This window comes from Thermoactinomyces vulgaris (assembly GCF_005886755.1).
In the GTDB taxonomy this organism is placed as follows: domain Bacteria; phylum Bacillota; class Bacilli; order Thermoactinomycetales; family Thermoactinomycetaceae; genus Thermoactinomyces; species Thermoactinomyces vulgaris.
Genome location: NZ_CP039710.1, coordinates 1,923,517 through 1,943,752, shown reverse-complemented (window position 1 = coordinate 1,943,752; position 20,236 = coordinate 1,923,517). Strand labels below are relative to the sequence as shown.

The 20,236-nt window shown below is 44.3% G+C and carries 29 protein-coding genes and 1 tRNA gene; 29 read left to right on the top strand and 1 reads right to left on the bottom strand.

From position 1 onward, the window contains the following. Nucleotides 1-131 precede the first annotated feature (131 nt). From FA954_RS09900 to FA954_RS09885, 4 genes are all read left to right on the top strand, one after another. Nucleotides 132-962 carry a YitT family protein gene (locus FA954_RS09900; RefSeq protein WP_037993637.1) on the top strand — a complete coding sequence of 277 codons (831 nt, stop codon included), beginning with the start codon at nucleotides 132-134 and terminating at the stop codon, nucleotides 960-962. An 80-nt stretch (nucleotides 963-1,042) separates the two neighbouring features. Beyond that, on the top strand, nucleotides 1,043-2,086 hold the full coding sequence (fni, locus tag FA954_RS09895) for a type 2 isopentenyl-diphosphate Delta-isomerase (RefSeq protein WP_037993634.1): 1,044 nt from the start codon (nucleotides 1,043-1,045) through the stop codon (nucleotides 2,084-2,086). Nucleotides 2,087-2,199: 113 nt separating this feature from the next. After that, the gene (locus tag FA954_RS09890) at nucleotides 2,200-2,652 is read left to right on the top strand and encodes a MarR family winged helix-turn-helix transcriptional regulator (protein WP_037993632.1); all 453 of its coding nucleotides are present in this window, start codon (nucleotides 2,200-2,202) and stop codon (nucleotides 2,650-2,652) included. Between the two features lie 172 nt (nucleotides 2,653-2,824). Further along, nucleotides 2,825-3,826: a hypothetical protein gene (locus FA954_RS09885; RefSeq protein WP_037993631.1), complete on the top strand. Its 1,002-nt coding sequence runs from the start codon at nucleotides 2,825-2,827 to the stop codon at nucleotides 3,824-3,826. A 59-nt stretch (nucleotides 3,827-3,885) separates the two neighbouring features. On the opposite strand, the gene speE is transcribed toward FA954_RS09885, so the two are convergent. Beyond that, the gene (gene speE / locus FA954_RS09880) at nucleotides 3,886-4,662 is read right to left on the bottom strand and encodes a polyamine aminopropyltransferase (protein ID WP_231564567.1); all 777 of its coding nucleotides are present in this window, start codon (nucleotides 4,660-4,662) and stop codon (nucleotides 3,886-3,888) included. A 232-nt stretch (nucleotides 4,663-4,894) separates the two neighbouring features. Here speE and FA954_RS09875 point away from each other — a divergent pair, with 232 nt between their 5' ends. The 25 genes from FA954_RS09875 to FA954_RS09770 all read left to right on the top strand — a co-directional run bounded on the left by FA954_RS09875 (nucleotide 4,895) and on the right by FA954_RS09770 (nucleotide 20,225). Then, a complete protein-coding gene (locus FA954_RS09875) occupies nucleotides 4,895-5,344 on the top strand; it encodes a MarR family winged helix-turn-helix transcriptional regulator (protein ID WP_037993629.1) in 450 nt (149 codons plus the stop codon). A 117-nt stretch (nucleotides 5,345-5,461) separates the two neighbouring features. Further along, nucleotides 5,462-6,283, top strand: a complete 822-nt coding sequence (racE, locus tag FA954_RS09870) for a glutamate racemase (protein ID WP_037993627.1) — start codon at nucleotides 5,462-5,464, stop codon at nucleotides 6,281-6,283. 81 nt (nucleotides 6,284-6,364) lie between these two features. Next, on the top strand, nucleotides 6,365-7,411 hold the full coding sequence (locus FA954_RS09865) for a GerMN domain-containing protein (RefSeq protein WP_037993624.1): 1,047 nt from the start codon (nucleotides 6,365-6,367) through the stop codon (nucleotides 7,409-7,411). 111 nt (nucleotides 7,412-7,522) lie between these two features. Then, entirely contained in the window at nucleotides 7,523-8,293 is a 771-nt protein-coding gene (gene rph, locus FA954_RS09860) for a ribonuclease PH (RefSeq protein WP_037993623.1), read from the top strand. A gap of 75 nt (nucleotides 8,294-8,368) precedes the next feature. Next, nucleotides 8,369-8,992 carry an XTP/dITP diphosphatase gene (locus tag FA954_RS09855; protein ID WP_037993622.1) on the top strand — a complete coding sequence of 208 codons (624 nt, stop codon included), beginning with the start codon at nucleotides 8,369-8,371 and terminating at the stop codon, nucleotides 8,990-8,992. A gap of 14 nt (nucleotides 8,993-9,006) precedes the next feature. Further along, nucleotides 9,007-9,510: a metallophosphoesterase family protein gene (locus FA954_RS09850; protein WP_037993619.1), complete on the top strand. Its 504-nt coding sequence runs from the start codon at nucleotides 9,007-9,009 to the stop codon at nucleotides 9,508-9,510. 112 nt (nucleotides 9,511-9,622) lie between these two features. Beyond that, nucleotides 9,623-9,699 (top strand) — tRNA-Arg (locus tag FA954_RS09845). Between the two features lie 657 nt (nucleotides 9,700-10,356). Continuing rightward, a complete protein-coding gene (locus tag FA954_RS09840) occupies nucleotides 10,357-10,734 on the top strand; it encodes a hypothetical protein (RefSeq protein ID WP_138615053.1) in 378 nt (125 codons plus the stop codon). 724 nt (nucleotides 10,735-11,458) lie between these two features. Beyond that, nucleotides 11,459-11,581 (top strand): hypothetical protein, encoded by a 123-nt coding sequence (locus tag FA954_RS14060; protein ID WP_338067491.1) that lies wholly within the window; start codon nucleotides 11,459-11,461, stop codon nucleotides 11,579-11,581. Nucleotides 11,582-11,729: 148 nt separating this feature from the next. After that, entirely contained in the window at nucleotides 11,730-12,104 is a 375-nt protein-coding gene (locus tag FA954_RS09830; RefSeq protein WP_037993617.1) for an SMI1/KNR4 family protein, read from the top strand. Between the two features lie 30 nt (nucleotides 12,105-12,134). Then, nucleotides 12,135-12,659, top strand: coding sequence for an Imm6 family immunity protein (locus tag FA954_RS09825; RefSeq protein WP_037993615.1), 525 nt, complete (start codon nucleotides 12,135-12,137; stop codon nucleotides 12,657-12,659). A 143-nt stretch (nucleotides 12,660-12,802) separates the two neighbouring features. Then, the gene (locus FA954_RS09820) at nucleotides 12,803-13,300 is read left to right on the top strand and encodes an SMI1/KNR4 family protein (RefSeq protein ID WP_037993612.1); all 498 of its coding nucleotides are present in this window, start codon (nucleotides 12,803-12,805) and stop codon (nucleotides 13,298-13,300) included. 131 nt (nucleotides 13,301-13,431) lie between these two features. Further along, the gene (locus FA954_RS09815; protein WP_037993611.1) at nucleotides 13,432-13,950 is read left to right on the top strand and encodes an Imm6 family immunity protein; all 519 of its coding nucleotides are present in this window, start codon (nucleotides 13,432-13,434) and stop codon (nucleotides 13,948-13,950) included. A gap of 144 nt (nucleotides 13,951-14,094) precedes the next feature. Next, nucleotides 14,095-14,226, top strand: a complete 132-nt coding sequence (locus tag FA954_RS14005; protein ID WP_255347150.1) for a hypothetical protein — start codon at nucleotides 14,095-14,097, stop codon at nucleotides 14,224-14,226. Between the two features lie 30 nt (nucleotides 14,227-14,256). Beyond that, nucleotides 14,257-15,153: an Imm6 family immunity protein gene (locus tag FA954_RS09810; RefSeq protein WP_175413192.1), complete on the top strand. Its 897-nt coding sequence runs from the start codon at nucleotides 14,257-14,259 to the stop codon at nucleotides 15,151-15,153. 150 nt (nucleotides 15,154-15,303) lie between these two features. Further along, nucleotides 15,304-15,648 carry an SMI1/KNR4 family protein gene (locus FA954_RS09805; protein WP_037993608.1) on the top strand — a complete coding sequence of 115 codons (345 nt, stop codon included), beginning with the start codon at nucleotides 15,304-15,306 and terminating at the stop codon, nucleotides 15,646-15,648. A 12-nt stretch (nucleotides 15,649-15,660) separates the two neighbouring features. Continuing rightward, nucleotides 15,661-15,792, top strand: a complete 132-nt coding sequence (locus tag FA954_RS14000; protein WP_255347149.1) for a hypothetical protein — start codon at nucleotides 15,661-15,663, stop codon at nucleotides 15,790-15,792. Between the two features lie 58 nt (nucleotides 15,793-15,850). Next, on the top strand, nucleotides 15,851-16,369 hold the full coding sequence (locus FA954_RS09800) for an Imm6 family immunity protein (RefSeq protein WP_037993606.1): 519 nt from the start codon (nucleotides 15,851-15,853) through the stop codon (nucleotides 16,367-16,369). Nucleotides 16,370-16,519: 150 nt separating this feature from the next. Then, nucleotides 16,520-16,879, top strand: a complete 360-nt coding sequence (locus tag FA954_RS09795; protein ID WP_138615052.1) for an SMI1/KNR4 family protein — start codon at nucleotides 16,520-16,522, stop codon at nucleotides 16,877-16,879. Next, the gene (locus FA954_RS13715) at nucleotides 16,876-17,019 is read left to right on the top strand and encodes a hypothetical protein (protein WP_156097703.1); all 144 of its coding nucleotides are present in this window, start codon (nucleotides 16,876-16,878) and stop codon (nucleotides 17,017-17,019) included. Before FA954_RS09795 ends, FA954_RS13715 begins: the two co-directional genes overlap by 4 nt. Before the next feature lie 164 nt (nucleotides 17,020-17,183). Then, entirely contained in the window at nucleotides 17,184-17,690 is a 507-nt protein-coding gene (locus FA954_RS09790) for an Imm6 family immunity protein (protein WP_037993603.1), read from the top strand. 59 nt (nucleotides 17,691-17,749) lie between these two features. Further along, a complete protein-coding gene (locus FA954_RS09785; protein ID WP_037993601.1) occupies nucleotides 17,750-18,274 on the top strand; it encodes an Imm6 family immunity protein in 525 nt (174 codons plus the stop codon). A gap of 235 nt (nucleotides 18,275-18,509) precedes the next feature. Next, complete coding sequence (locus FA954_RS09780) at nucleotides 18,510-19,043, top strand: Imm6 family immunity protein (protein WP_037993599.1); 534 nt, start codon at nucleotides 18,510-18,512, stop codon at nucleotides 19,041-19,043. 240 nt (nucleotides 19,044-19,283) lie between these two features. Continuing rightward, complete coding sequence (locus FA954_RS09775; RefSeq protein ID WP_138615051.1) at nucleotides 19,284-19,931, top strand: DUF4272 domain-containing protein; 648 nt, start codon at nucleotides 19,284-19,286, stop codon at nucleotides 19,929-19,931. Nucleotides 19,932-20,024: 93 nt separating this feature from the next. Continuing rightward, nucleotides 20,025-20,225, top strand: coding sequence for a glycine zipper domain-containing protein (locus FA954_RS09770; protein WP_049719877.1), 201 nt, complete (start codon nucleotides 20,025-20,027; stop codon nucleotides 20,223-20,225). Nucleotides 20,226-20,236 lie beyond the last annotated feature (11 nt).

Sequence of the window (20,236 nt, the reverse complement as noted above, 5' to 3'; positions counted from 1 at the left end):
CCTTTCTCCTCTTTGGAGAAGAGGGTTTATTTTTATCAGGAAAATCGAAGAATAGGATATCTTCCGGAGAAAGATGATGTTATACTAGATGGCTGTGAATATCAGAAAACAGAAAGTGAAAGTGATGCGAAATGGTTTTGCGAATGGTGATTATTGTCCTTTCTTCCATCTTGATTGCCTTTGCATGGAATGTGTTTTTGTTGCCGCATAAGATTTTAAGCAGCGGCGTTTCCGGGATCGCCATGATTATCAGTTTGTTGACGCCGATCAACACCGGGGTCATCAACTTTGCTTTGAACCTTCCTTTGCTTCTGCTCGGATACATGAAGCTGGGAAAAAAGTTTATCACCAATACGATTCTTTCGGTGGTCGTCACTTCGGTGGCTTTGTGGTTGATTCCTGTTGAACCGATTTCCAGCGACCCGATCTTGTCCTCGCTGTTCGGGGGTGTGCTCGCCGGCATCGGCACCGGATTTATCTTTCGTTCATCCGGTTCCACCGGTGGATTGGATATCATTGTCTTTTTGCTGACCCGAAAAAAAGAGATTTCTTTGGGGACGCTCACCTTTACCATGAATGCGGTGATCGTGTTTGTTTCAGGGTTTCTGTTTGACTGGGACACGGCTCTTTACACCATGTTGTCCATTTTTGCCACCGGTAAAGTGATTGACATGATTCATACCAAACATTTGAAAGTCACCTTGATGATTATCACTAGCAAAGGTGAGGAAATCCGGAAAAGCCTGATTTCCAGATTGGTGCGGGGAATCACGATTGTCGACGGGGAGGGAGCCTACACCCGGGAAAAACGGAAAGTCTTGTTCATGATTATTTCCCGCTACCAACTGGCGGAAGTGAAAAGGGTGATTATGGAAAACGATCCCAAAGCGTTTGTCAATATCATGGAAACCGTGGAAGTGATGGGATATTTCCACCGGGATTTCAATGAAGAAAATGGTTAAAAAACGTTGAACTTTGCATGAAGCCAGTAAGACTTGCGTTAAACTATAGTTGGAATTGCCTGTGAGGAAAGGATTGCGTTATGAAGTCGAAGTCTCGGGTGCAGAAACGAAAGAACGAACATATCGAAATCGTGCTGAATGAAAATGTGACCAGCCGGCAAGTGACCACCGGATTGGAACATTACCGCTTTGTTCATCAGGCGTTGCCGGAGCTGGATTTTCGTGAAATTGATCTTTCCTGTACCTTTTTGGGGAAACCTTTGAAGGCCCCGCTTTTCATCAGTTCGATGACCGGCGGGACCGAAGAAACGGGGGAGATTAACCGCATGTTGGCCATTGCGGCCCAGGAGTGCGGGTGGGCGATGGCGCTGGGATCAATGCGTGTGATTCTGGATCGGCCGGCGGTGGAACACACCTTTCAAGTCCGGCGCCATGCCCCGGATATTCCGGTGATTGCCAATATCGGAGCCGTGCAATTGAATCACGGGGTCGGGGAAGAAGAATGTTACCGTTTTGTGGAGACAGCGGAAGCCGATGCGCTGGTTTTGCACTTGAATTCGATGCAAGAAGTGTTTCAGCCGGAGGGGGACGTCAATTTCAAAGGCATCCTCCGGAAAATTGAAAAGCTGTGCCGGCGCGTTTCATTTCCCATCGGTGTCAAGGAAGTGGGTTGGGGAATCAACGGCGAATTGGTCAAAACCCTGTTTGATTGCGGTGTACAGTTTGTGGATGTGGCCGGAGCGGGAGGCACTTCGTGGAGTCAGGTGGAAAAACACCGGACCACCCCCTTGTTGAAAAATGCGGCGCAAGCTTTTGAAAATTGGGGAATTCCGACGGCGGAATGTGTGATCGAAGCGCGGAGTGCGGCTCCTTCCGGAACGATCCTTGCCAGCGGCGGATTGAAAAACGGGGTGGATGCCGCGAAGGCGATCGCGTTGGGAGCAGATCTGGCCGGATTTGGACGTTCGCTTTTGCCCTATGCGGCCGATAACCGGCAGGATATGTTGATCGACCGGCTCCGGCAGGTGATGATGGAAATGAAAATCGCCATGTTTGGAGCAGGCATCGGTTCCGTTAAGGAACTTTCCCGGACCGACCGGCTGGTATTTCATGCATGGCAGTGATCGCGGTGTAATCGCTTCCGTTCAGGTTGACAACGGGCCGGTGGTTAATATTTAATAAAATAAAATATTAACTTTCCTAACCAATGGGAATGAGATGGAAAGCGGGGAGACGGATGACATTTGATCATGAGAACATTATTACCAACATTCAAATGAAACAATATGCCATTACCCGGAGAATCGGACAGCATATCACCACGGCGTTATCCGAAATCGGTTTGACCCGGGCGCAGTTTCATATATTGAATTATATCGGATCGAGCGACCGATGCCGGGCGACCGACATTGCAAACATGATGGAGGTCAAGCCCAGTGCGGTGACGTTGATGATAGACCGTTTGGAAGCCCACCAGTGGGTAAGGCGCTCCCAGGATGCTTTTGACCGTCGTGTGGTTGTCATTGAACTGACGGAAGAAGGAAAAAATATATTGTCCAAAGCGAAAAAAATCAGTGAAGAAGTGGTGAAACATTATTTGTCCAATTTGTCCCAAGACGATTTGATCCGCTTGTTGGAAATTTATGAAAAACTGGAGAGAATTGTAAACGACGAAAAACGGGCGGAATAAATTTTTTCGGAAAATGTTGAAGGGTCTATCACTGCAAAAAGACGCCAAAATGCCAGTAAAAAAAGAGAAAAATCCCCCTTAAAAAAGATCAGAAATGGAGGGCGGATTTGTCAAATGGCGAAAGTTGTGTATTCAATACAATTCAAGGATATTGATAAAAAGGATGATCTTTATGCAGCTACCCGGCTGGTTGCAAAGCTGGAAATGGGATCAGCGTTGGCAGGAAACGGGATTTGAGTTTTTGGATGAAGCTGCTTTTTTGGATGAGCTGGCACAGTTCATGGATCGGGAAGCTGATTTGATCGTTTTTGCCGAAGCAAAGGATCTGAGTATTCCCCGCGGTATTGTGCTTGCCTATCAACCTTTGGTGGAACATCAAATTTTTGCAATCTTTCAAGGATGTGTTTCACATCCGTTGGCCATTCCGGCCGATTTGGATGAAGTCCGTCGCTTTTCAGATTATTATTTGTCGCCGGGTTGGCAAATGGAGCAAATGCGCTTGCCTCATCACACGATCCCGCGAGTTTGGAGAGGAACCAGCCAGCGGCAGTTGACACCGCTGACGGAGGAGCGTTTGAAATGGTCTTCTTTTTACATAGGCGTCGGCCATTACGAACATGAAATGGTTGACTTGGAAAACAGCGCGGCGTTCAATCCTTTTTTGCGCACCGACCGGATGGTGACGGCCACTGCGGACGGAGGGCAGTGGTCGCAATGGTACACGAATTACTCCGGTTCCATTTTCTCCTTGTACCGCATCCCGATGGAGGATCAATGGGGCATTTTTTATCTGTTTGTCCACTACAGGCCGTGCCCATACCTGGAAGGGAAGAGGCAAATTTTAAACGAACTGGTGTCGGAGGAGAAACCTGCCGGCAAATTGCCGGTGGATGTTCCCTTTGATGTAGTTCTGGCCCTGAATCATTTCCCTTTTTATCAGCTCTTTACCATTGAAGAGTTAAAAGAAGAGGCATTAAACGGCAATTATGAATGGTTTATTCATTTGCTCGGATACTTGGATTGCCCCTTGGTCAAACGGGAAATCGGGGATCTGGAGCAAGTGTTTGCCGATTTTGCCGATTGCCGCCACGAAAAAATCCGGCGCGAAGTGACGGCACTTGCGCACCTTCACGGTTGGCGCAATTTATTGAATCAATTGCAGGAAAACGATTAAGCAAAATCCCTCCTTTAAACAGGAGGGATTTTTTTATCTCTGAAGAAGTGCATTTTACTTTAATCGTGTTTTAAAAAGGCCGGCACGTCAAAACAGGTTGTCAGAATTGAATGATTGACGTATTTGGTGTCTTTTTCGAAGCGGTTCACAAACACTTGATCATATTTTTTGGAGCCCAGGGTGAAGCTCCAGAAGCCGCCCGGATAGGTGGGAACCGTTGCCGTGTATACTTTGACCGCCGGATACAGATCCCGGATGTGGCGGATGGTTTGGTTCATGACGGAGCGGTGAAACAGCGGGGACTGGCTTTGGCACACCATCAATCCGTCTTCTTTTAAAGCCCGGTGAATGTTTTCATAAAAGCTCTTTTCAAAAAGCGCTTTGGCGGGGCCCACGGGGTCGGAGGAGTCCACGATGATCACATCGTAGTGATCCTGGATGTTTTCCACATGTTTGATCCCGTCATTAAAAATAAAGTTCACCCGGCGATCGGAAAGGTTTCCGGAAACCGCCGGCAGGTATTTTTTGCAGGCATCCACCACCAGCTCGTCAATTTCCACCATGTCAATTTCTTTGACATTTTCATATTTGCATACTTCCCTGGCGGCTCCGCAGTCCCCGCCCCCGATGATCAACACGCGCTCGGGATTCGGGTGGATGGAAAGCGGAATGTGGGTGATCATTTCATTATAAATGTGGCCGTCCAGGGAAGTGGTTTGCACCACGCCGTCCAAAACGAGCATGCGCCCGAAATCATATGAATCCAAAATCATGACATGTTGAAAAGGGGATTTCTCCGAAAATACAACTTCTTTAATCCGGTAACTTACCTTCATGTTTTCCCGTTCATCTTCGATCAGCCATAAATCCCCGTTTTTTTCTTGCAGAAATGGTGTTTGGTTCAACCGTCCAACCTCCTTGAAACATATGTTACCGAGACACCATTTTATCAGATGTGTCATTGTTTTGCAGTTTTTTGTTTACTGGATTTGGTTTGTCAAGGAGTATAATTTTATATATACTTTTTTGATAAGGGTATGATGAAAGTTTGGAATAAAGGAGAGACTTATGGAAAAGAAAAAACCGGTCTCTTACGAGCGATTTGCAGAAATAGAATTTTTATTGCGGGAAATCAGTGTGATTGTCAAAAGAAAAGGAAGGGAAATCCTGGACCGGTTTCCGGTGACCCCTCCCCAGTTTTCCGCTTTGTTGTTGCTTCAGGAAAACGGGGATTTAACCATCGGGGAATTGAGCCAAAAAATGTTTTTGGCTTGCAGTACGATGACCGATTTGATTGACCGGATGGAGAAAAACAAAGTGGTGGAACGGATAAGGGATGAACGTGATCGGCGCGTGGTGCGGATCCGTTTATTGGATAAAGGGAGCAAAATCATTGAAGAAGTATTGGCAGCCCGTCGGCAGTACTTGTCTGACATTCTCTCGCATTTGTCATCCGAAGAGACAGAGCAAATTCAGAAACATTTATCCGTTTTGTATCATGAAATGAAAAAAGATTGAGGTTTTCCTCCATTCATGCACCGAATGGAGGTTTTTGTTGCCCGTGTTCCAATTCTTGGAAAAAACAATATGATAACATATCCGGTTGAGACAGAGGGATAGGAGTTGGATTTTTGTATGATGCAGCAAACCAGAGACCGGGCCATCGGCATCCTTGACTCCGGAGTCGGCGGGTTGACCGTTGCCCGTGAAGTGATGCGGCAGTTGCCCCGGGAAACCATTTATTATGTGGGGGATACCAAACGCTGTCCATATGGCCCCCGAAGCAAAGAAGAAGTCCGGAGATTTACCATGGGCATTGTCCGGTTTTTGATGAGTCATCCGATCAAAGCGATTTTGATCGCGTGCAACACCGCAACCGCCGCAGCGCTGGATTTGGTGAGAGAACAGGTGGACATTCCGGTTCTGGGAGTGATTGATCCCGGGGCGCGGGCGGCCATTAAAGCGACGAAAAACCAAACGATTGGCGTGATCGGCACGCAGGGAACGATTCAAAGCGGGGCTTATGAACAGGCTCTGCGCAAAATCCATCCCGACTTGACCATTCACAGTCTGGCTTGTCCGGCCTTTGTGCCGTTGGTGGAAAGCGGGTATCGCCATACCGCTTTGGCCGATGACATTGTTGCCGACACGTTGTCCCCGCTCAGAAATACTTCGATGGATACCCTGATTCTCGGATGCACGCATTATCCCCTTTTGGCGGATTCCATCCGAAAAGCAGTGAGCGAATCGGTTTCCATCATCAGTTCGGCGGAAGAGACCGCGGTGGAGTTAAGCACAATTTTGCAGCATCAACAATTGCTGTCGGATCAGCATTCCCCCGAACACCGTTTCTTTACGACGGGGTCGACGGAAAGCTTTTCGAAGATCGCCGAAGACTGGTTCGGTTTTCCGGTCAAGGTGGAACAAGTGGAGCTTTATTTCCCTTCAGTGGGATAAAATTTTGTCCCGGAAAGTGCTAAATTCCCCCCATGCCCGTATACATGTAATAAATGACTTGTCCTTGGGGGGAGATTGTTCATGGATCAAAGATTCATACGCTCAGCCGTCTTTCTATTATTCATTCCTTTGCTGGTGACCGGATGCATGTTCGGACCGGGAAAAGAATCCACCAAGCCCATAGACCCGCCCCCGGCCAATGCCAATTTGGACAACGCGACGCCGGTGGGGGCCGGCCAGGAAAAGAAAGATGACAAACAGGAAAAGACGACCGGAGTCGAACTTTATTTCAAAACGAATAACGGCCACGTCGCGCCTTATACCTTGAATCTTCCGGCTTCCACAGGGATTGCCAAAGAAGTGTTAAAGTTCATGGTGAAGGAAGGGCCGGGAGTATCCATGTTGCCGGAAGGGTTGACTCCGATTTTGCCCAAAGGTACGCAGGTGAAGGCGTTAAATATTTCAGACGGGGTTGCAACCATTGACTTTTCAAAGGAATTTTTGAACTACAAAGAGGATGAAGAAGAAGATTTGTTAAGTGCCGTGACTTGGACGTTGACGGGTTTTTCCACCATTGATGAGGTGAATATCTGGGTCGATGGGAAACCGCTTGCGGTCATGCCGAAGAAAAAGACACCGGCTCAAGGTTTGACCCGCAAAGACGGGATCAATCTGGAGGTGGCCGAAGGAACGGACCTGACACGGAGCATGCCGGTCATCCTGTATTTCATGGGGCAATTGCCCAATAACGAGATTTACTATGTACCGGTGACCCGGATGGTCAGTCCATCAGACCAAATCGGCGAAACGGTGATGAATGAGCTGATCAAAGGGCCGCAATATGATTCCGGTTTGAGTGCGGCGCTGGACAACACCCTGGCGGTGAATAAAGTTCAGGTCAAAGGCAAGGTGGTTTCGGCGGACCTGGGAGAGCAACTGTTACAGTACGGAAAAAACACCGCTTCCAAAGACGCCATCCAAACGATCGTGTTGTCCTTGACGGAAAACACCGATGCGGATAAAGTGCAATTGACCGTGAACGGAAAACAAAGCGTTGCCGTGGAAGGGGAAGGAACCGTCAGCCAGCCCGTGGCCCGGCCGGTCTTTGTCAATCCAAATAAATCCTGATGCAGGTGCAAAAGGAATGAGTCAAATTTCATTCCTTTTTTCTTTTCTCATTCGGAATTTGGGATAAGGGTATGCTATACTAAAGGAACTTGGCACAGGAGGGAAGCATCATTGAGAACCGATGGACGCGCAAATCATGAACTAAGAAAAGTGGAAATGCAGCGAGGCTTTATCAAGACGGCGGAAGGTTCCGTTTACATAACTGTGGGGGATACCCGGGTCATTTGCACGGCGACGGTGGAAGAAAGAGTCCCCCCTTTTTTGAGAAATTCCGGTAAAGGGTGGATTACCGCGGAGTATTCGATGTTGCCGAGAGCAACCCATCAACGGACCGTTCGCGAATCCAGCCGGGGGAAAGTCAGCGGCCGGACGATGGAAATCCAGCGCCTGATTGGAAGGGCGCTCCGTTCCGTTGTGGATTTATCCGCCATCGGTGAAAGAACCCTGTGGATCGACTGCGACGTGATCCAGGCGGACGGCGGAACCCGTACCGCGGCGATTACCGGAGCGTTTGTTGCCATGGTGGATGCACTGGCTCCCATGGTGAAAAACGGTGTTTTAAAAGAGATGCCGGTCAAAGACTTTTTGGCTGCGACCAGTGTGGGGATCGTCGGGGAAGAAGTGCTCTTGGATCTTTGTTATGAAGAAGACTCCTCCGCCATTGTGGATATGAATATAGTCATGACGGGTCTCGGCAAATATGTGGAAATCCAGGGAACCGGCGAAGAATCTCCTTTTTCGGGCGACCAGCTTTTCCAACTCTTAGAGCTGGCCAAAAAAGGAACGTCTGAATTGATTCGCATGCAAAAAGAAATCTTGGGCAGCGACGCCGAACTGGTGGGGGAAACCGTTTCGGAGGAAAGTTCTTCGGCAACCAAATAATCAAAACGGGCCCATGAGCTTTTTTATTGTTCATGGGCTTTCCCATGAACCACTGAGAGGGAAAGGAAGAGAAAAATGAAAAGAAACTGGCCTTTTCCGTATATCATCATTGCGACGGGAAACCGAAACAAACTGGAACAATTCCGGGAACTGTTTTTGGAGCATTTGAACCTGGATGTCAAAGGGTTGAAAGACTTTCAAGATTTGCCCGGCATTGTGGAGGATCAGGATACTTTTGAAGGCAATGCCGTCAAAAAAGCGGAAACAATTTCCCGGCATTTGAATGCCCCGGTGGTTTCAGATGATTCTGGGCTGGTGGTTCCGGCGCTAAACGGGGAGCCTGGCGTTTATTCGGCCCGCTATGCGGGAGAAAATGCCACAGATGAAGAGAACAACCGGAAATTGCTGAAGCAAATGGAATCCATCCCGCAAGAGAAACGCCAGGCTTACTACGTTTGCGTCATGGCGCTGGCCGTGCCCGGTGAACCGACCAAAACCGTGGAAGGAACGTGCCACGGGGAGATCACCCGGGAGCCGAGAGGCGATCAAGGTTTCGGCTATGATCCGCTTTTTTATGTGCCTTCGCTTCACAAAACAATGGCGGAGCTGAGCAATCAAGAAAAATTCGCCATCAGTCACCGCGGGAAAGCCACTCGTCTGTTGATCGAAGAGATGAAGAACATGTATCATTTTTCATAAGGGGAGGAATGATGATGAAAGTGTTGATCATCAGCGATTCACACGGCCGGGCGAAGCGGTTGAATGAAATCGTGGACCGGGTGAAAGCCGATCATGTGATCCATTGCGGAGATTTTTGCACCGGCCGATCGGAACTTCCCTCTGTGCCGTTGACTGTGGTGAGAGGCAATTGCGATTGGGAAGAAGTTTCCGAGGAAGAGGTCTTTGAAGCGGATTCCCTTCGCTTTTTTGTCACGCACGGCCACCGGTACCGGGTGAAAGAATCTTTGCTTCCCGTCAAATACCGGGCGCAGGAGGCGGGAGCACAAATTGCTTGTTTCGGCCACTCCCACTTCCCGGTGTGTGAAGAAGAAGACGGCGTCTTGCTGATCAATCCCGGAAGCATCACGCAACCCCGGGGCTTTACTGTGCCGACCTATGCTGTTTTGGAGAAAAAAGACGGGAAGATCAAAGTGGTATTCTACCAAACCGATGGAACTCCGATTACCGAGCGGGGATTTGAAGGGGAATTGTCGTAACGATAATTCCTTTTCCTTTTGCCTGTTTTTTTCGCTGAAATAAAAAAAGTGGTTGACGGAAAGAATAATCTGTTGTAAAATATTTTGTGTCGTCACAGCGAATTAGAAAAATGTCCCAGTAGCTCAGCTGGATAGAGCAGCGGCCTTCTAAGCCGTCGGTCGGGAGTTCGAATCTCTCCTGGGACGCCAAAATGATCAAGGGAATACGTTTGCCCCTTCCCTATATGGACGGGGCAAACGTTTTTTTGTGTCTGTGAAGGGGAACCTGCCAACACGAAGCACAGACTTCTCCACTGTGATGAAAAACGGGCCCGGCTGACATTTCCAGGTTTTTAATATCCGGTATTGAATGGGTTATAATAAAAATATAAAGAAAATTATTAATTTTATTCACAATGCCGATCCGAGACCCGCCACAAACGGAAGGAGGCTTGAAAGATGGCACCCCTTTGCCTTCGCTGTGGTGAACAAACATTGGGAAAGTCCCGGGACGGCTACGTGTATTGCAGCAACTGCGGATACGAAGAATACGACGGATGCGGGGAAGACGACGGTTGAACGGTTGGCGCCCGTCACGGGCGTTTTTTTATGCAGGAATCATAGCGGCTATAACGAATAAAATACCCGCACAATTGTAAGCGGGGGAGCGATGAACTTGCGTGCGGTGGATGCGTTCTTATAAGGGTACAAACCGGCCTTCTTGGAAATTCCCCTTGAAAGATGGAAAACGGGACACATGGAGTATTTGCTGGACAATTACCCGTATGGTCGGGGATAAAGATTATGATTTGACCTTTTTACTTGTTCTTTCAAAACGAGCTGATCTAATCTTTATTCCACGCAGAAGTGAAACGCAGCGGAACGCTATCCGCGAAAGAAGCCGACCGGATTTTGGGGACGATTTTGGGTTTCCCGCCGAAAGCCGTGGATTTTTACGTACGGATGATGGAAGAAGAGAGAAAAGGAAACATTGAAGAATATCGGTGGATGAGAGGACGGAAAATCGGGTTGATTTATTGCGGATGCAGCTTTGTCACTGATATAGAAGACTTCGAAATCAATGCACTCTGGTTGCTGGACAAATATCCGTATGAAGAAGCGAAAGAAGATGGAATGTACATACGGTTGGATGGAGAGAGAATACGGGTGCCAACCGAAAGCTGCCGCCAATTGGCGGAGTTTCACGAATCCATACGGAAAAAACGCGGTGCGGTGCTGGTATAACTGCCTTTTCAGGCTGTTATTTTTTTGTGTGCATGCAAAGCAAAGCCTGGCTGTTGTCAGCCGGATTCAGATGGTCTGTGCGTAAAACAGCGTTGTTTGCCGAATCATCTTTACAAAATGTGCGTTTTGTAACCTTTTATGCACATAAAAAACGAAAAGAAGCGCCGAAAAGAGCGAATCATTTTTGTTAGAGAGGTTTTTCGACGATCAAAGCGGAGGGAAGTGGCGCTGTCGTGTATCTTGCAAAGTGTGGTCTTGAACCGGAATGGCCGGTTCTGTGGCCGGAAACGGGAAAAGGGGGTGGCATGTGGTGAACCGCATTATGGTGATCGGGGTTTCATCCGGAGTTGGGAAATCGACGTTTGCGCGGAAATTAGGGCAAATCTTAAAGATCCGTGTTTATCATTTGGATGCTTTCTATTGAAAACCGGGCTGGGTGGAGTCTTCCCCGGAGGAGTTCGTCGCAGCTCAGCAAGAAATTGTGAACCAATGCCAATGGATTGTGGAAGGGAATTACAGTCGTACGTTTGAGATCCGGGCAGAACATGCGGATACAATAATCTATTTGGAACTGCCCCGATATCTGTGCCTGTTGCGTGTGATCAGGCGCTTTTTGGTGAACATGGGGAAAGCGCGGCGTATGGGAGAAGGGTGTCCGGAAAGATGGAATAAGGATTTCATAAAGTATGTATTTACCACTTATGATTCCCGCCGGAGAAAAATGATGGAGCGATTAGAAGCTTTTCAAAAATCCGGTGCTGGCAAAACGGTTGTCATCTTAAAGAGCAAACAAGCAATGCATCGTTTTCTGGAAAATATCAAAAGGCAGGAAGAGAGAAATAAGTAAGAAAAAATTGCACGGGAAATCCGAACTGAAAAAAGGGACAAAGAAAGGTCAAACAGTTATTTTAACAAAACAGTGTAAACAGCTTGCTATTCAGATTTCTGCAGAACCTCTGATCCAAATTTGAAAGCTTAGAGATGCACATTATGAAATGCAGAAAAGCAAGGTGCCTGCTGATAAGCAATCAATTGATCAGATAGAAAAAAATTTTGGGATTCAACTCCCTTCCGATTTCCGACAAATTGCAATTATTTCTCATGGAACCCAACCAAGTCCTGATACGATTGACTTTGGAGATCTAAAAAATCATCTTCTTCAAACCAAACAGAAAAACGAACCTCACGAATCGTTTTATTCAAAATTTCTCACTCTGTTAAAGTGGGATGTCAGTAAACGTCGTTTAAAAATATCTCTTGATGATTGTATCATCAGCAATGAAAGAAAGACAAAAGAGGACTATGAGATATTTCTTTACAACAAAAGATGGATTATCCTGGGGATGGTATATATATTCATAATCCTTTGAATATCATCCGGATTGGATCGAGGGGTCGTTATGAAATGGTATGATCATGTTAGTGAAGATGCAAAGGCGGCTTTTTATTTATCTTTAACAGAAAAAGTATTGGATAAAATCAGTCATTATGAATGGTTTCCTCATGTAAAAGAAACCATGAACATGTGTTGGGATTGGATTGAGGAAAAAGGATGGAGTGGACATGATCTTTATGAAAGGCTTGATGATGAAGAATCAGAAACAGGGTTATTTTCAATTCACATAAATGAAGTCGATGCTGGTTTAGATGACGATGAAGATGAACTTGCGTTTTTCTGTGTAATCGATGCAGTGGCCTACACGGTTTGGCAAGCCTGTAAGTATGAAGAGAAAGGCTATGTTCCGCAAGCAATTGAAGTTGTAAATGATGAATTTACAGACGGCGAATTTATGAGAAAAATTTGCCAGATTCATGATTACCAAGAAAAATGGGCTGAGCGGTTAAAACAATACCTGATAAAAAACCACCCGGCAGGCAGTGACAAGAAGATCCAAAGAGAAGAATTGTTGAGCTTGATTGCGTAAAAATCGGTTTCATGGATTTCTTTGAAAGCCCGCCCGGTCAAAAGGTGCGGGTTTTGTTTTTGTTAAAGGTGAAAGAAAAGTAACGTGTTTCCATAGGTTATCATTGAATGATTCGATTTCATTTTTTGGAGGTGATCAGAGCAATGAGCGACTTTTCTTTTTTGAAAAAATATGTCCTTCCATCCGTAAACGTTCAAGCACCACCAGAGTATAAACATGTATTTTATCCTCTGGATATATGTGAAGTGGAAGAAGCGGAACATAGACTCAATCGAACGTTTCCAAAAGAGTTAAGGGAATTTTATTTGCAAATTGGATATGGCTTTATGTGTATTCATCAGAAGACTTTTGATAACCGTATCATGGATTCCGATTCCCTTGCAGATTTGATCTTGGGTGAAGACATTTGGGAAGATTATGATCTGATGGAAGAGATCGGAGAACCGCATTTATTCCCGTTTTTTTTCTTGGGTAATGATGACTTGATTTTTTTCGATTTGAGTCAAGAGACAAGAGAAGGAATTCATCCGGCTGACTATGGAAGGGTGATCATTGCGGAATCCCTTGAAGATTTTTTACGTAAGTTAGATGCTAAAGAAAATTATTATATCAATGTTGTTGATGATAAATCGGGTTTTTGAAAGATTTTCCCCCATTATAAAAAATATAGTGGCACCTGATTGAACGATAGAATATCAAATGCTGAAAAGTTGATTCCGATTTTGCGGCCGATATTATGGAACAATGTAACGAACTTGGGAGGCAATAGAGTGTGGAGTGGTACAAAAAGGTAAATATGGATGCGAGAGCGGCTTATTTTTTAGCTTTATCTGAGAAAGTTTTAGATAAATTAACTAAATTTGATTGGTTTCCGGCAATAAGAAAGTCCATGGATTTGTGTTGGAAATGGATCGAGGAAAAAAAGTTAAGTGGACTCGACATGTATTTGGAGATAGACGATGAAGACGAGGGATTGTTTGTTGTCACGACTTTAACAGATCCGTTTTCAGGAAATTCTCAAGCAGAGTCAGCTTTTTGGTGTGTTCTGGATGCCGTATCATACACCATAAAACAAGCATATATCCTTGCTGGTGAGCAAAATGAAGTTCCGCAACCTATTGAACCGGTCAATGATGAAAATACGCCAAATGAATTTATGGAAGAAATAAAAAAAGTAAACAGCTACCAAGAAGAGTGGGCTGAGCGTTTAAAGGAATACCTGCTGAAACATTATCCGTCAGGCAGTGACAAGAAGATCCAAAGAGAAGAGTTGTTGAACTTGATTACATAAAAAGTTGTTTGGAAGTCCGTTTCCGTTGAAACAGGAGCGGGCTTTGGTTTTGTAAAAGATGGCAGCAGGGGTAACATGTTTCAATGGGTTATCTAATGATGCGGTGAAATCATTGATCTCATATCTTGAAAGGTGATCAGAGCAATGAGCGACTTTTCTTTTTTGAAAAAATATGTCCTTCCATCCGAAAAGGTTCAAGCACCACCAGAGTATAAACATAAATTTTATCCTCTTGATATAAGTGAAGTGGAAGAAGCGGAAAAAAGACTCAATTGAATGTTCCCAAAAGAGTTAAGGGAATTTTATTTGCAGATTGGTTACGGCTTTATGTGGACAATCAAAGATCGGATGTCCATCAATCGGATTATGGATCCGGGTTCCGTGGCGGATCTGCTTTTGGGTATAAATGTCTATGAAGATTATTATCTGTCAGATGAATTCGCAGAGGAATCACACTTATTTCCTTTTTTTGAGGTTGGCGATGATATCATGATTTCCTTGGATTTGAGTCTGGAAACAGATAACAGAAATCACTCCGTAGATTATACAGGTCTGAAGGTTGCAAATTCATTGGAAGAGTTTTTAAGAAAGTTAGATGCCGAACAAGATTATTATGTACGATTTACTTATAAGAGGTTGAGGATTAATTCTATTCCGTTATTTATGGAGCGCGGGATTTTTGAGGAATTACTTGGAGGAAGATTTATGCAATGGTATATGAATATTAATAGTGAGGCTGGAGTGGCATATTTACTCTGTTTAACTGAAAAAATCATTAATCAGGTAGCTGAAGGGAAAAAAGATGTAAGAAAGGCAATCAGCATGTGCTGGGGATGGGTGGAAGAAAAAAAGCATCATGCCGATGATATTTATGAAGTTTTTGTAAATGATGAAGCTCAGGGAGTCGCCATGTATTATGAGTTTGCAGAAGATCCTCAGCAAGAGGTGATTTGGTTATGTTTTAATTATGCGATGGAATATACGATTTGGCAGGCTTATGAATATGAAAATGCGATAGCTGTTCCACAACCAATTGAAACCGTTGATGATGAAATAATTGATGAATTTACAAAAGAGATAGCAAAAGTAGATGGATATCAAGAAGAATGGGCTGAGCGTTTAAAGGAATACCTGCTGAAACATTATCCGTCAGGCAGTGACAAGAAGATCAAAAGAGAAGAGTTGTTGAACATAATTTCATAAAAAGTTGTTTGGATGTCCGTTTCCTGTGAGACAGGAGCGGACCATGGTTTTGTAAAAGATGGCAACAGGGATACCATGTTTTTATGGGCCATAACTAAATGATGCGGTGAAATCATGATTGATCTCATATTTTGAAAGGTGATCAGAACAATGTGTGATTTCTCTTTTTTGAAAAAATATGTCCTTCCATCCGAAAAGGTTCAAGCACCACCAGAGTATAAACATAAATTTTATCCTCTTGATAGAAGTGAAGTTGAAGAAGCAGAAAAAAAACTGAATCGAACATTTCCAAAAGAGTTACGGGAATTTTACTTGCGGATGGGATATGGCTTTATGTGCTTTCATCAGAAGACTTTTGATAACCTGATTATGGGTCCCCATTCCATCGCAGATTTGATCTTGGGTGAAGATATTTGGGAAGATTACTTTTTGGTTGAGGAAATTGCAGAGGATCCACATTTGTTCCCGTTTTTTTCTTGGGTAATGATGACTTGATTTTTTTTTGATTTGAGTCAAGAGACTAGAGAAGGAATCCATCCGATTGACTGTGCAGGGGTGATCATTGCGGAATCCCTTGAAGACTTTTTACGAAAGCTGGATGCCAAAGAAAATTATTATTTATACGTTGATGACGAATAGGTTCTTGAATAATGTTTCCCTCCATGTGACAACCCCCATGAATCGGAGGTGATAAGAGATGGAATGGTATAAAAAAGTAAATATGGATGCGAAAGCGGCATTTTTATTAACAATGACTGAGAGAGTTCTTGATCCAATAGAAAATTATGATTGGTACGCAATAGTGAGGACTTCGATGGATGCTTGTTGGGAATGGGTGGAAGAGAAGAAGAATCATGGTGATGATCTTTATGAGAATGTGGAGAACGAAGATGAGGAAGGATTGATTTTTATTGAAGGGGTGGCATATGAGAGCGATAAAGTATATAGTCCCCAAGTTAAATTAGTCTGGGCATGTGTATTGGATGCAGTGTGTTATACGTGCTGGCAAGCCTATCAATATGAAAAAGAATATCTGCCGCAATCTCTTGAAGGTGAAAGTGACAGGACGATAGATGAGTTTATGGAAAAAATAGTAAAAACAGTCGGATATCAAGAAGAATGGGCTGATCGTTTAAAGGAATACCTGCTGAAACATTATCCGTCAGGCAGTGACAAGAAGATCAAAAGAGAAGAGTTGTTGAACATAATTTCATAAAAAGTTCTTTGGATGTCCGTTTCCGGTGAGACAGGAGCGGACCATGGTTTTGTAAAAGATGGCAACAGGGATACCATGTTTTTATGGGCCATAACTAAATGATGCGGTGAAATTATGATTGATCTCATATCTTGAAAGGTGATCAGAACAATGTGTGACTTCTCTTTTTTGAAAAAATATGCCCTTCCATCCGAAAAGGTTCAAGCACCACCAGAGTATAAACATAAATTTTATCCTCTTGATAGAAGTGAAGTTGAAGAAGCAGAAAAAAGACTGAATCGAACGTTTCCAAAAGAGTTACGGGAATTTTACTCGCAGATTGGATATGGCTTTATGTGCTTTCATCAGAAGACTTTTGATAACCTGATTATGGGTCCCCATTCCATCGCAGATTTGATCTTGGGTGAAGATATTTGGGAAGATTACTTTTTGGTTGGGGAAATTGCAGAGGATCCACATTTGTTCCCGTTTTTTTTCTTGGGTAATGATGACTTGATTTTTTTGATTTGAGTCAAGAGACTAGAGAAGGAATCCATCCGATTGACTATGCAGGGGTGATCATTGCGGAATCCCTTGAAGACTTTTTACGAAAGCTGGATGCCAAAGAAAATTATTATATCAATGTTGTTAAAGATGAATGCGGCTTTTAAAAGATTTTTCCCCACTATAAATAATATGGCGAGGTCTTTATTGAAGGGGAAACTTGACGATACATTGAGATGGGAAGGGAACGGAAGAATATGAAATACTCAGGATTCGGAAAAAATTTACATAAAGAAAATGGGAAATGGTTCAGATGAAGGAGCAACCCGGTATGTTCACCAAAGTAACTCAATTGCGTTCTGATGCTCAAGTCGCTTATTTACTGACCTTATCAGAAACAATTATCCAAAAGCTGTCTGGTTCTGACGGGTATGAAAAAGCTTCGGAAGCTTTAAAAGCATGTTGGGATTGGGTGGAGACCAAAAGGATTTCAGGAGATTGTCTCTATGAATTTTTGGATAACATTGATGAAACCGGGCTTTTTATCTTGATGCAGTTAGAAAAAGATGCTGTAAAGCAGAGGGTTTGGATTTGTGTGGTCAGTGCGATTTCATATACGACTTGGAAAGCTTATCAGGAGCGCGGTGAAAAATATCTTCCGGCACCTATAGAAGAAGTTGACGAAGATTTCATTTTGTATTTTATTGAGCAATTTCATTCCATCGGAGCCCGGTATAAAGAGATCTCAGAGAAACTCCTTCAGTTTTTAATGGTGAATCACAAGGTGGTTCATCGAGAAAGCATGATATCTGTCATAAAAAACAAAAAGCTCAATTGACCGCAGAAAAGTTGATGGCAAATCCGGTTTGCTGATCTGCATTTGAGGAGGCAACAGGGATGAAGTGGTATAAGAAAGTAAAAATGGATGCGAAAGCGGCTTATTATTTAGCACTGTCAGAAAAAATATTGAATAACTTAACTCCTTATAATGATTGGTATCAGATTGTGAAAGAGACGATGGATCTGTGTTGGATGTGGGTCGAGGAAAAAAAGGTGAGTGGATGTGATCTTTATATGGAAGTGGATGATGAAGATGAAGGGTTATTTGTTATCGGGATAATAGAAACAGATCCTTTTCAGGGAGATTTACAGGCAGAGTCAGCTTTTTGGTGTGTTTTTGATGCAGTATGTTACACGATATGGTCAGGGTTTAAATTTGATAAGATGGAAAATGAACTTCCTCAACCGATTGAAAGTATAAATGATGAGATGATTGATCACCGGTTTATGGAAGAAATAAGAAAAGTAAACGGCTACCAAGAAGAATGGGCTGAGCGATTAAAGGAATACCTGCTTAAAAATTATCCGCCAGGCAGTGACAAGAAAATTCAAAGAGAAGAATTATTGAATTTGATAGCGTAAAAAGGATTCAATGGGTCATGGGGGCACCGTTTCCGGCCTGATGAAAAGAACCCGCTCCGGTTGAAGGAGCGGGCTGTTTTCTTGGGTTTTGATATATCCTTGTTCCACCATGGCAGGGTTCCCGTCCTCAGTGATATGGCTTGATCATTGATGATCAGCATGGCTCTGAATTGGAAGTAAACAGGATGGAGAAATGGTATAAATATTATCATTGATGGATACGGAGGGTTAACGAATGCGTTGGTACAATCATGTAAATGACGATGCAAAAGTGGCATTCGTATTAACATTGACAGAGAGAGTAATTGATAAATTGGTCAATTGCCGATGGTATTCTCAAATCAGAGAAACGATGAATATGTGCTGGGAATGGGTGGAGGGAAAGAAGTATCGTGGTGACGAATTGTATGACCAGTTAGAAGACGATGAAGATCAAGGGTTATTTGTTCTCTATATTGAAGAAATCGACTGTGAGATGCCGGTATCAGGTGATCCCCAAGTAAAGCAAGTGTTTGACTGTGTATTGTATGCAGCAGCTTGCGCCACAAGACAAGCCTATGTTTATGATGGTGAGTTAAATCAATGTCCTCAAACCGTTAATATTGCACACGACGAATTTATTGATGAGGTGTTTATGGAAGAAATAAGAAAAGTAAACGGCTACCAAGAAGAATGGGCTGAGCGATTAAAGGAATACCTGCTTAAAAATTATCCGCCGGACAGTGACAAGAAGATCCAAAGAGAAGAATTATTGAATTTGATAGCGTAAAAAGGATTCAATGAGATATTTGCTGTATTATTTTTTGTCTTGTTTAAAGAAACCCGCTTTGGTTGACAGGAGCGGGCTGTTTTCTTGGGTTTCTATCGATTGATGTATTTCCGCCATGGTGAGGATGATGTATTAATTGATATGTCTTTGTTATTCAAGGATAATGAAATCAATAGAAAATAAAATGTTTTTGGTTAAAATGGCACAGGTGAATTTTTAGAACATAAGAGGTGTTGGCCGATGGCGGAGATGCAGAAACAAGTCGTGATGGATCCCGGCGGGGAGCGTGTGGTGATGATCTTCGGTTTTCCGGTTGAGCCGAAGAGAAGGGAAGTGAGCGTGCGTCCGGCGGAGGATGTGGCCAGGCGGTCTTTGGCGCTCCATTTGTTGCAGGGCGTGATTTTTCATCCTGCGCCGGAAGAGGTGGTGAAATGGGCACACGAAGAGGGATTGTGGGAACATTTGAGCCAGCAGGAGAAAGAGATTTTCCGGATTCCGGTTTCCGGTCTCTCCCCGGAAGAAATCCGGTGGAAGCAACAAGCCCTGCAATCGCATCTTTTGACGTGGCGTATCGAAGGTTTGCTTGCGTTGTTATGGAGCCTCGATTTGGTTGAATCCCTGGAACCGCCGTTCGACCGGTGTGACGGCACCGTGATGCAGGATGTGTTGCCGATGCCGGGAGATTCCCTGGAAGCCTTTATCAGGAAAGCCCGTTTGCGCCCGGTGGAAGAGATTGTACAAATGCTGGAGCGGCATTTGCAAATTTACCACCAACAGGCCGAAGCTTATGAAAAAGGAGAAACGCTTCCATTTGACCTGTTGGTTGCTTATGAACGCATCCATGCGTGGAATTGGGTTTGCGGATGGGTGGATGAATGGGATGATTAAGGGTATGGATGCTTATATGGTTCAAGTTCTTATTTTTCGGGTATATACATAGCGGTATGATGGTTTGGTATATTTTCCATTGGAGGTAACAACATGACCAAAGATCAAAAGGACCAAGAGAACAAAATGGGAAAGTCAATGGGTTTCGGCATGGCGATTGGCGTTGCCATCGGCGTCGGCATTGGGTTGGCCATGGATAACCTGGGGCTTTGGATGGCGATCGGGGTTGCCATTGGCGCCGGCTTGGGCGGAGCCGGTTATGCATTCAGCAACGACAAAGAAGAGAAAGATTAATGTTTGCTTGC